Source organism: Alteromonas marina (genome assembly GCF_000808575.1).
In the GTDB taxonomy this organism is placed as follows: domain Bacteria; phylum Pseudomonadota; class Gammaproteobacteria; order Enterobacterales; family Alteromonadaceae; genus Alteromonas; species Alteromonas marina_A.
In genome coordinates this window covers 38,484-48,155 of sequence record NZ_JWLW01000016.1, presented here as the reverse complement: position 1 = coordinate 48,155, position 9,672 = coordinate 38,484, and the positions used below count along the sequence as shown (strand labels likewise).

Annotated in this window: 9 protein-coding genes; 6 read left to right on the top strand and 3 right to left on the bottom strand. The window is 40.0% G+C overall.

What is annotated here, in order from left to right:
- Positions 1-1,580: 1,580 nt before the first annotated feature.
- Together RJ41_RS10220 and RJ41_RS10215 are read left to right on the top strand one after the other, a co-directional pair.
- The gene (locus RJ41_RS10220; protein ID WP_039220137.1) at positions 1,581-2,777 is read left to right on the top strand and encodes a tyrosine-type recombinase/integrase; all 1,197 of its coding nucleotides are present in this window, start codon (positions 1,581-1,583) and stop codon (positions 2,775-2,777) included.
- Between the two features lie 204 nt (positions 2,778-2,981).
- Positions 2,982-3,332, top strand: a complete 351-nt coding sequence (locus tag RJ41_RS10215) for a hypothetical protein (protein WP_039220134.1) — start codon at positions 2,982-2,984, stop codon at positions 3,330-3,332.
- Positions 3,333-3,370: 38 nt separating this feature from the next.
- On the opposite strand, the gene RJ41_RS10210 is transcribed toward RJ41_RS10215, so the two are convergent.
- Complete coding sequence (locus RJ41_RS10210) at positions 3,371-3,727, bottom strand: diacylglycerol kinase (RefSeq protein WP_039220131.1); 357 nt, start codon at positions 3,725-3,727, stop codon at positions 3,371-3,373.
- A 125-nt stretch (positions 3,728-3,852) separates the two neighbouring features.
- Complete coding sequence (locus tag RJ41_RS10205) at positions 3,853-4,275, bottom strand: universal stress protein (protein WP_014949582.1); 423 nt, start codon at positions 4,273-4,275, stop codon at positions 3,853-3,855.
- 203 nt (positions 4,276-4,478) lie between these two features.
- Between RJ41_RS10205 and RJ41_RS10200 the strand changes: the two genes are divergently transcribed.
- A complete protein-coding gene (locus tag RJ41_RS10200) occupies positions 4,479-4,955 on the top strand; it encodes a c-type cytochrome (RefSeq protein ID WP_039220126.1) in 477 nt (158 codons plus the stop codon).
- A gap of 78 nt (positions 4,956-5,033) precedes the next feature.
- On the opposite strand, the gene RJ41_RS10195 is transcribed toward RJ41_RS10200, so the two are convergent.
- Positions 5,034-6,665 carry an FMN-binding glutamate synthase family protein gene (locus RJ41_RS10195; protein WP_039220124.1) on the bottom strand — a complete coding sequence of 544 codons (1,632 nt, stop codon included), beginning with the start codon at positions 6,663-6,665 and terminating at the stop codon, positions 5,034-5,036.
- A gap of 339 nt (positions 6,666-7,004) precedes the next feature.
- Between RJ41_RS10195 and RJ41_RS10190 the strand changes: the two genes are divergently transcribed.
- The 3 genes from RJ41_RS10190 (at position 7,005) to bfr (RJ41_RS10180) (ending at position 9,656) form a co-directional block, all read left to right on the top strand.
- Positions 7,005-8,576 (top strand): cation:proton antiporter family protein, encoded by a 1,572-nt coding sequence (locus RJ41_RS10190; RefSeq protein WP_039220121.1) that lies wholly within the window; start codon positions 7,005-7,007, stop codon positions 8,574-8,576.
- A 136-nt stretch (positions 8,577-8,712) separates the two neighbouring features.
- Complete coding sequence (gene bfr, locus RJ41_RS10185) at positions 8,713-9,189, top strand: bacterioferritin (protein WP_014949586.1); 477 nt, start codon at positions 8,713-8,715, stop codon at positions 9,187-9,189.
- A complete protein-coding gene (gene bfr, locus RJ41_RS10180) occupies positions 9,189-9,656 on the top strand; it encodes a bacterioferritin (protein ID WP_014998429.1) in 468 nt (155 codons plus the stop codon). The genes bfr (RJ41_RS10185) and bfr (RJ41_RS10180) overlap by 1 nt, the downstream gene beginning before the upstream one ends.
- Positions 9,657-9,672 lie beyond the last annotated feature (16 nt).

Sequence of the window (9,672 nt, the reverse complement as noted above, 5' to 3'; positions counted from 1 at the left end):
TGATTAACTACATGAAGAAAAACACTGCAACATTTTAAATAGCTAAAAATCCACATTTAATAAATTAAAGCCTAGTATAAAAATACAAAGACTGATTCTTTCTGTTAGTTAGTTACCCCCATAATTAATCAGAAAACTAACGTGACGTTACGTGAATAAAAATACATTTTGCGAGGTGTATTGCTACAGATTTCACGTAGCGCACGATTCAATTTATTACGTCTAAATCAAATCATCTGAGCGCTTTTAAATTAAAAACACCAACGCAAGTGCGATGTTCACGCACAAGCGTAAACACCAACACAGCAGCCACGCATAAAAGTCTGTAAGTAATCACAGCCAACAAACCAACCAAATAGAGCGACATCAACGCCCTAATCGCCCATATACTTTATTTCGCATAATGTATATTATGTTAAATAGAGTATCAAAATTGATGGTGAATGAGCCAGATGGTGCTTTGCAAATAGCTCTAAGCTATCCTTCCCGTAACAATTAGTTTTTCGTAAGGTTTAATTACAATTAACACAGATAAATAATAGATTTAATAATGTTCCTAAAAATATGTATCAGGCGTAATCCTAAAATTTTTATTATATTTAATGTGCGGATAGAAACATTAATTTATAAGCTCAAGTAGCCAAATACATAACGCTGATGTAATAAATAAAGGAAGCTAATTATTCCTAGGATAAAACGACTGCTGTAAGGTTTATTTTTTTAACAGTAAGCGCTAATGTGATAATAAGGACTATTTATTAATTGCTCTTTATTTTAAATATCATCAATTATTTAAACTTCTTATTAAATTAAAATTTAAGCATGTAGACCGTTCGTTGTTTTAGATTTGGATGGCGTGGATAGCACGTGGAATTTAAAATAATCGACGCGATGTTTATTGAATTCATATATGCGTAGACGTCGTTTATTCGGTAACGTACGTATCGACGTTTTATTATCGTCGTACCGTACTCGCCATTAGATAGGCGCTCTATGAAAAGCATATAAAAAGCAAAGGTAATGACTACTAGGTTATCGCCTATTCCACTTTTGTAACGTTTATTTTTAACTCGTTTGGTTTTAAACAATGTGTGACTAACCAGCAAACATGTTGGAAGTAAATCATGTGAAGTACTTCTTTAATAAATAAGCTTTTAGGGTGCTTGTTCATCACTTTATAGCCTATTTTTCAGGCGTCGCTACGTGAAATCTGAGCGCGCATTCGGGGTGTTGCCTTGCAGATTTCACGTAGCGCACGATTTAAATTGCTCAAAAAAAGCACTATCTCAGCAGGTCACAAGCCTTCTCAAGCGATATGGTTTGGAAAAATTACGAGATAGGCCAACAATCGACGGCATTGAAACATCCAAACTGTTTATATATACAGCAATATGGTAGAGTAGCAGTGTACTTGAGATTATAATAGCAAAGCGGTTTGTTGAGTGTTCAATGGATTACTGCGTAGCTTCACGCATGATAACTGTAATTATCATGCGTGAATATTGTTATATATCAATAGCTTATCAAGTTCTGTTAAATCTAGCATAATAGTCACATTAATGTCTTCAACAGGTTGCTCAATGCCCTCAAAAACTAATAGTTCATACCTGCCCACAACTCAATTAGTTAACAGCAACAGTGATAGCAACTCACAGCCACAAGACTCAATTAGCGCGACGGTTCCAGCTTTTGGTATCGAGTACTCTCATGGTAAGCAGCACTCGTCAGGTTCTGACGACCTAACAACAAGTCAATTTTCATCTTCTGATAAAAACGTTGAAAGCTATTATCAAGATATTTTTACCAAGCTTCCATACAACACACAACGGGCATATATTAGTGACTACAATGAGTTCACAATTTTTTGTAAGCAAGCTGGATTAAGTGGCTTTAAGAACAACTTCGAACACAATGAGATCTGCATTAAACAATATGTTGAAGCGTTGTGTCGTTCTCCCCTAGCCTATAGAACCATTAAGCGTCGGTTATCTGCCCTTAGTAAATTTTTAGGCGTGGCTAAATTGCCAAACCCAATTATTAGATCTGCGTATCTGAGAGACTTTATCCGTTTATCGCTTATAGAGAATAGAAAGTTTCGCTTGTCTCACAAACAAGCGGTTCCGCTTACCATAAATATGCTTGAACAAATAAACAATGCAATTATTCCTGATTCTTTATTAGAGCTCCGCGACCTTGCAATCATTAACCTGATGTTTGATGCATTGCTTCGCGCTGATGAATTAGTTCGCGTTTGCATCGAGGATATATCTGCGCGTAATAACACGCTGTTGGTTGTTTCTTCGAAAAGCGACCAGTCTGGTCAGGGTCAATATCGCTATGTTTCTTCCAGCACTATATCTATGGTTCAAGAGTATATTAACGAAGCTAATCTTGACCCAAAAACTAAAGCACCCCGCCTTTCTTCAGATTTACGCGGCCTTCACAAAGGCGTTTTGTTTAGACGACTAACAAACCATAAAACAGCACTTTTGCCATTCGATGAGAACATTCCCAGCCATAAGGCAAATGTACTTAACTATTCAAGTGTCTATAGGATTTGGCAACGCATTGCTCAACGCGCAGGTATTAGCGAAAACATTACCCCTCATAGCGGTCGTGTTGGTGGTGCAGTGTCTCTAGCCGAAGATGGTGCATCTTTACCCGAGCTTCAACTGGCTGGAGGTTGGCAATCACCGGAAATGCCTGGGCATTATACAAAACAGGCTAACGTAAAGCGTGGTGGAATGGCAAAATTATCGGCAAAACGGAAAAGATAAACCTTCTAAAATACAGTAATTTAATCAATACATGGTTACGCATAACCAGCGATATCAGTAACAATATCTAACTCACCTACTCTCTTCATTCTTTTACCAATCTGAAACTGTCCTACCCTCGTATCAAAAGGTAAATTTGCCCTAAACCTATATTAATGAATAGGTTTTCTAAGTTGGCAAGCATTCAAGTAAAAGGAGTGATATATGAGTAGCGGTATTGATACAAAGCATGGAAAATTACTCGCGGAGATGGTGGTTCCTTCGTCGTCATGGAATGTCCAACCCGAGAAGCAAGACCCATTCAAGTCACAAGAAGCAGCACTAGATTATTTAAACTCAAACAATGAGCCGTTATATCTCCACGTGCCATTTGCTCAATCTGATGATTACGTGAGAATCTGCGTAACTTCACGAGGCGATGATGTTGTTTTTATGATAAAAGATATCAATAACGGTGGTGAAGCTTCATTGCATTATTCGCACATTAAAAATTTAGATAGCACAATTAGAACCTTAGTATCAGAATGTTGTGACCAGAAAATCAAAGCCCTATAAATTAGGGCTTTCTTTCTGCCTATAAATCGCAAATTGCACTACCAAAGAATGCTAATCCACGTAAAGCCTGCCATCATTAAACTAATGAACACTGCTGCCGATCCGATATCTTTAGCACGCCCTATTAATAAATGGATGTCTGTGCTGACATGATCACAGAGTTTCTCAATAGCGGTGTTGAGTAGCTCAGTGATAAGCACTATCAATAAAGATATCACCAGCAATATACGTTCTACATGCGTAACGTCGATGAAAAACGCTATAGGTGTCATTATCAATATTGCGAAAATTTCTTGTCTTACCGCAGCTTCACTTAAAAAGGCTGCTCGAAGCCCCTTAAGTGAATAGTAAGTGGCATAGAGTACGCGTAAAATACCTGTCCGTTTCGTTATCATGATAAGTAATTTTAAGATTAGTTACAGCCTTACAAAACGTAACTGACCTTCGTTACATCTGCATGACGGCGAAGGTATTTATCATGAATATTTAAGGTATTTTCGACGCTAATCGCCGCATTAATTTATACTTTCACAGCTAGCACGTCTGTTTTAACACCATGTAGTACTGCATTGGCCGTTGACCCAAGTAGCAAACGAAGACCGCTCTGGCCATGGGTGCCGACAACAATGAGATCTGCATTAATCTTTTCGGCCATATGGTGAATCTCATCAGCAGGAGAACCTATCTCTACATTGATGTGGCTGTAAGGTATATCATGTTTTGCGGCAACGTCTTTTAACTGCCTTAATGCCTGCTCTCTTACTTCCTCTGAAAAATCCCGTTCTAAAAATAGTCCGTAAGGCTCTACATTGGTTTGTGGATAAGCAACATACAGGAGGTGAATTTTGTGACTATTGCCCGCTATTGCAATGGCTTTCTCCACCACTAATTCGTAGTCAGAATAAATATCTATAGGTACTAAAATTGTTTCATAACCTTGCATTGTGGCAGTCCTCAATTTTTGTTTGGTAGCAGTGCTTTTCTACCATACCGTTAACTAATTCCGTTAAATAGTAGTGCTATACAAATAATTTTTCTTTGAGCTAGGTCAATGATTAGTCTGTAGCCTCATTCATAATCAGTGTATGCACATTAGTTCTAGTGAACATTAAGTATCTTTACCGTATAAGAAAGAGGGAAATGAGTATGAAAACGGCAATAGTTGTTATAGCAACGCTTCTCCTTTTCGCCTGTGACCAGGGCGCGCAGTCACCTCGCGGCTTTAGCTTGCCCGAAGGCAATATGGAAAAAGGCTATTTGGTATTTAAAAAGTATCAGTGCCAAGACTGTCACAGAATTGCAGGAGAAAAAGAGTCCGACAATGCGCAATACCTAATCGCGAAGCCTATTCCGTTGGGAGGCAGCAGTGGAAGAATTAAAACTTATGCAGAGTTGGTGACAAGTATTATTAACCCGTCACACAAACTTACTCCTCGACAGCCTGCCAGTTTCACCAGCGAAGACGGTGTGTCATTAATGCGAGTTGTAAACGACGAGCTCACCGTTTCTGAACTAATAGATTTAGTGGCGTATCTTCAGCCTAAATATAAAGTAACACCATACAGGACAAGTGATTACCGCCTCTATCAACTGCGTATTCCAAGCGAGCAATCTAAAGATTAACTCGCAGTTTTAGGCATTAAAAATCGTTAAGCGTGACTCCACAATCGGTATTTGATTAGGAGTCATGGCTTAGTTTTTTTAAGATACCGCTTTCGTTTCTTTCTCTATTTCTGCCAATAAACTACAAGGCATAAAGCTTTCAGCATTTGCTTCTTTTAAGTGTAATTTAAATCTATCGGGAACGTCGTCGGTTAAGAAACTTCCTGTTTTAACTAACGGGAAAATTTCGTCGTAACGCGCAATATTACACTGATCTACTCGCCTAAATATATGGGTACGATTTAGTTCGCTAGTTCTCACATGTCCTGTAGAAGACAAGATATCCATCAGCGCATGAATAGTTTTTTTGTGAAAGCGGTACACGCGTTCGTACTTGTCTTCAACGTTTAAGCCCTTGGCAAGCTTGGGGTCTTGCGTTGCTACACCGGTCGGACATTTATTCGTATTGCATGACAGCGACTGAACACATCCAAGTGCCAACATCATTCCTCTGGCACTGTTACATAGATCGGCGCCTAAACTTAGATTTTTCGCTAACTGAAAAGCGGTAATGATTTTTCCAGAAGCAATGATTTTAATTTTGTCGCGAATACCAAAACCAGTGAGACAATCGTCAACAAACGCCAAGGCTTCACGCAGAGGAAATCCTATAGAGTTTGTGTACTCAAGGGGTGCGGCGCCGGTACCTCCTTCGCCCCCGTCTACCGTTATAAAATCTGGCGTTACGTCCTTCTCTACCATGGCTTTGCACATGGCAATGAACTCACTTTTTCTACCCAGCGCCAGCTTAATACCCACTGGTTTATAGCCACTTAACTTGCGTAACTGACTAATAAAATCTACCATTTCTAAAGGCGTTGCAAACGCTTTATGTCTAGGGGGAGAATCAACTTGAGTTCCAGGCTCAACACCTCTTATTTTAGCTATTTCAGGGGTATTCTTATACGCAGGTAAAATACCACCATGTCCAGGCTTAGCGCCTTGGCTTAGCTTTATTTCTATCATTTTCACATTGTCGAGTTTGGCTTTTTCTTCAAAAAGAACAGGATCGAAACCGCCATCTTCACTTCTACAACCAAAGTATCCCGTACCAATTTGCCAAACAATATCGCCACCGTTTTCGAGGTGATATGGGGTTAAACCACCCTCACCTGTGTTATGGTAAAACCCGCCTTTTGCAGCACCTTTATTTAGCGCCAAAATGGCATTTTTTGACAAGCTTCCAAAGCTCATTGCGCTTATGTTAAGTATGCTTGCACGATACGGCTTTTTGCAATGAGGGCCACCTACCGTTACTCGGGGATCTTCATCCATGTCTTCCACCTCGCGAGCAGATAAAGAATGGCCAATCCACTCATAGCCATCTTTATACGTATCTAGCTGAGTACCGAAGGGAACAGTTTCTCTACTGTTTTTTGCACGTTGATAAACAATCGAACGAAACATGCGGGAAATAGGTGCTCCGCCAGTATCGGTTTCTATGATGTATTGCTGGATGTAGGGCCTTAGTCCCTCGACGGTCCATCGTACTCTGCCAATTAATGGAAAGTTCTTTAATATGGCATGCTTTGTTTGGAAGGCATCATATAGACCAAAAATAAGTAATGTGATTGATAAAAGTAAAAGCCACCACACGGGCGCCCACAATACGCCAATCACCACATTGAAAGCGACCAGCAGGGTTAGCACAGTTAGAATTGTTAAACGCATTCAAAGTCCTTCTTTATTTTTTGTCATATCTAAACAAAATAATATGCCTACAACCCTGTTCAATACACCTGAAATCGGGAACTAGATTTACTTTAGCGGTAAATGACTGATTTAGGGGTTAAATATACTGAGCCGGCTTTTAGCTTAATTGGGTTACGCGTTACCAAAATATGCAATTACAATGCTTTTTTAGCTGCGAAAACAAGCCATTGCATGCTAGTCTAAAACCTTTCAATTAGCGAGTTGACAGGGCGATTTGTAGCTATCACTGGTTAATAGATGATGTAACCTATAAAAAGGTAACGGATTTGACGTTCAACATTTTCTGAAAGGTAATTCATGGAGTATGCATTTCTTCTTTTCGCATTTGTTTGCGGCTTAACGGTTAAACTTATTGGCATTCCTCCTTTAGTTGGCTACTTGGTAGCTGGCTTTTTATTAAATTTTGCAGGCTACACGCTCACTGAAGATCTAACCCAAATAGCCAACTTGGGCATCACCATTATGCTCTTCACCATCGGTCTGAAACTCAACATCCGCGATTTGAGTCGTCGAGAAGTTTGGGCGGGAAGCGTTTCACATACCTTAGTATGGGTGGGCGTTATTACCTGTTGCGTCTATGCGATAGGTGCGGTTGCAGCAAATTTCGTTGATGGGCTTACATGGAAAAGCGCTGCGCTTATCGCTTTTGCCCTTAGTTTCAGTAGCACAGTGTGCGTGGTTAAAGTATTAGAAGAAAGTGGCGAAAGTAAAACCCGCCACGGCCGACTGGCCATTGGCATTTTAGTTATGCAAGACGTTTTTGCCGTAATCTTTCTTGTAGCTGCAACAGGCAAGCTACCGTCGGTATGGGCACTTGCCCTTCTCGCATTATTCCCGGCAATGCCAATTATCAACAAGATGATTAATAAATCAGGCCACGGAGAATTGTTACCTCTTACAGGTTTCATTCTTGCTTTGGGTGGTTATCATTTATTTGAGTTGGTTAATATTAAAGGCGACCTAGGTGCACTTATCTTTGGAATAATGTTGGCGCAACACGAAAAGGCATCAGAACTTGCCAAGTCACTACTTAGTTTCAAAGATTTATTTTTAATTGGCTTTTTCCTTACCATAGGCCTAACAGCGCTTCCCAGTCTGAGTATGATTGTTCTCGCCATTGTATTCTGCTTATTTATACCGTTAAAAGCTGCGCTGTTTTTCGGTTTGTTTACATCGCTTCGTCTTAGAGGACGTACTGCGTATTTAAGCAGCTTGGTGCTATCAAATTACAGTGAGTTTGGGCTTATCGTTGGGGCGCTTGCGGTTTCTTTAGGATTATTGGCAAATTCATGGTTAGTAGTCATTGCCCTTGCCGTCTCAATCTCATTCGTAATTACCAGCGTGCTCTATCGGAACTCACATTCACGTTATCACAAATATAAGCATACCATTAAACGCTTCGAGAAAAAGGAACGTTTAAAAGAAGATATTTACCCTACTCTCCACAATGCAGAATTTTTAGTGTTGGGAATGGGGCGTGTTGGTCGCGGTGCTTTTAATGCGCTATCGAAGTTGAGCGATGTGAGCGTGTGGGGTATGGATGCTGATCGGGTTAAAGTTAAGGAACTCGCTGAGGAAGGACTCGATGTTATTTGCGGCGATGGCGAGGACGTGGATTTATGGGACAACCTGGATATTAAGCAAATACGGCTCGTTTTGCTTGCTCTACCATCTATCCAAGATTCGATTAATATCACTCGCCAGTTAAAGAACGCTGGTTATACCGGGAAAATCGCTGCCATAGCTCGCTATGAAGATGAAGTGTCCAGTTTGCTAGACAATGGCGTCGACAAAGTATTCAACTTCTTTACTGAAGCAGGACTTGGTTTTGCTGAAGAAAGCTTAGCCTACGCCCATGAACAACAGTAATGCTGTTCTAAATGCGAACAATGGATGAATTGAGAAACGTTATCGTTTGTAAACAACTGTTTTACAAAGACTTTTTTTTGACACGACATCAAATTTAGACTAAACTTCACGCAAATACGTTAATAGGGTTTTCACAATGCAAGGTGATAAACAAGTTGTTGCAAAGTTGAACGAAGTGCTGACAAGTGAACTTACTTCGATAAATCAATATTTTCTGCACGCTCGTATGTTCAAAAACTGGGGTTTTTCTGAACTTAACGAAAAGAATTATAAAAAATCGATCAAGGACATGAAGCAAGCGGACGATCTTATCGAGCGCATTTTATTCCTTGAGGGCCTTCCTAATCTTCAAGCTTTAGGCAAGCTTTATATCGGTGAAGACACCGTTGAAATGCTTTCATGCGATGCGCGCTTTCAAAAAGAGCAGCTTCCACTACTTCGTGAAGCTATCGCGCTATGTGAAGAAAAGCAGGATTATGTCTCTCGTGATTTACTTGAAGACCTTCTTGAATATGAAGAAGAGCACCTAGACTGGATTGAAACGCAAGAATACCAAATTGATGCAATGGGTATTGAAAACTACCTACAAGCGCAAGTAATGGGAGATGACTAGTGAAAGGTAACCAAGCAATCATCAATGGCTTAAATGAGCTTCTCTCTTATGAGTTGGCTGCCATGGATCAGTATTTCATTCACTCTCAGATGTATCTTGATTGGGGTTTGAATAAACTTTACGAACGCATCGATCATGAATTTGATGACGAGCGTGGGCATGCAACTAAGCTAATTGAACGCATGCTGTTTTTAGAAGGTACGCCTGACATGACGAAGCGCACAGGCTTCAAAGTGGGTAAAGATGTACCTGAAATGCTTGAAAGCGATTTACGTGTTGAATATGAAGTTGACGCAAAATTGCGTGAAGTGATAGCGCTATGTGAAACCGAGAAAGACTATGTGACCCGTGACATGCTAATCGTGCTATTAGACGATACAGAAATGGACCATGCACATTGGCTAGAACAACAACTTGGTCTAATCAAGCGTATTGGTCTTCAAAACTACTTACAGTCTCAAATGTAAGATAAAGCGTTCACGC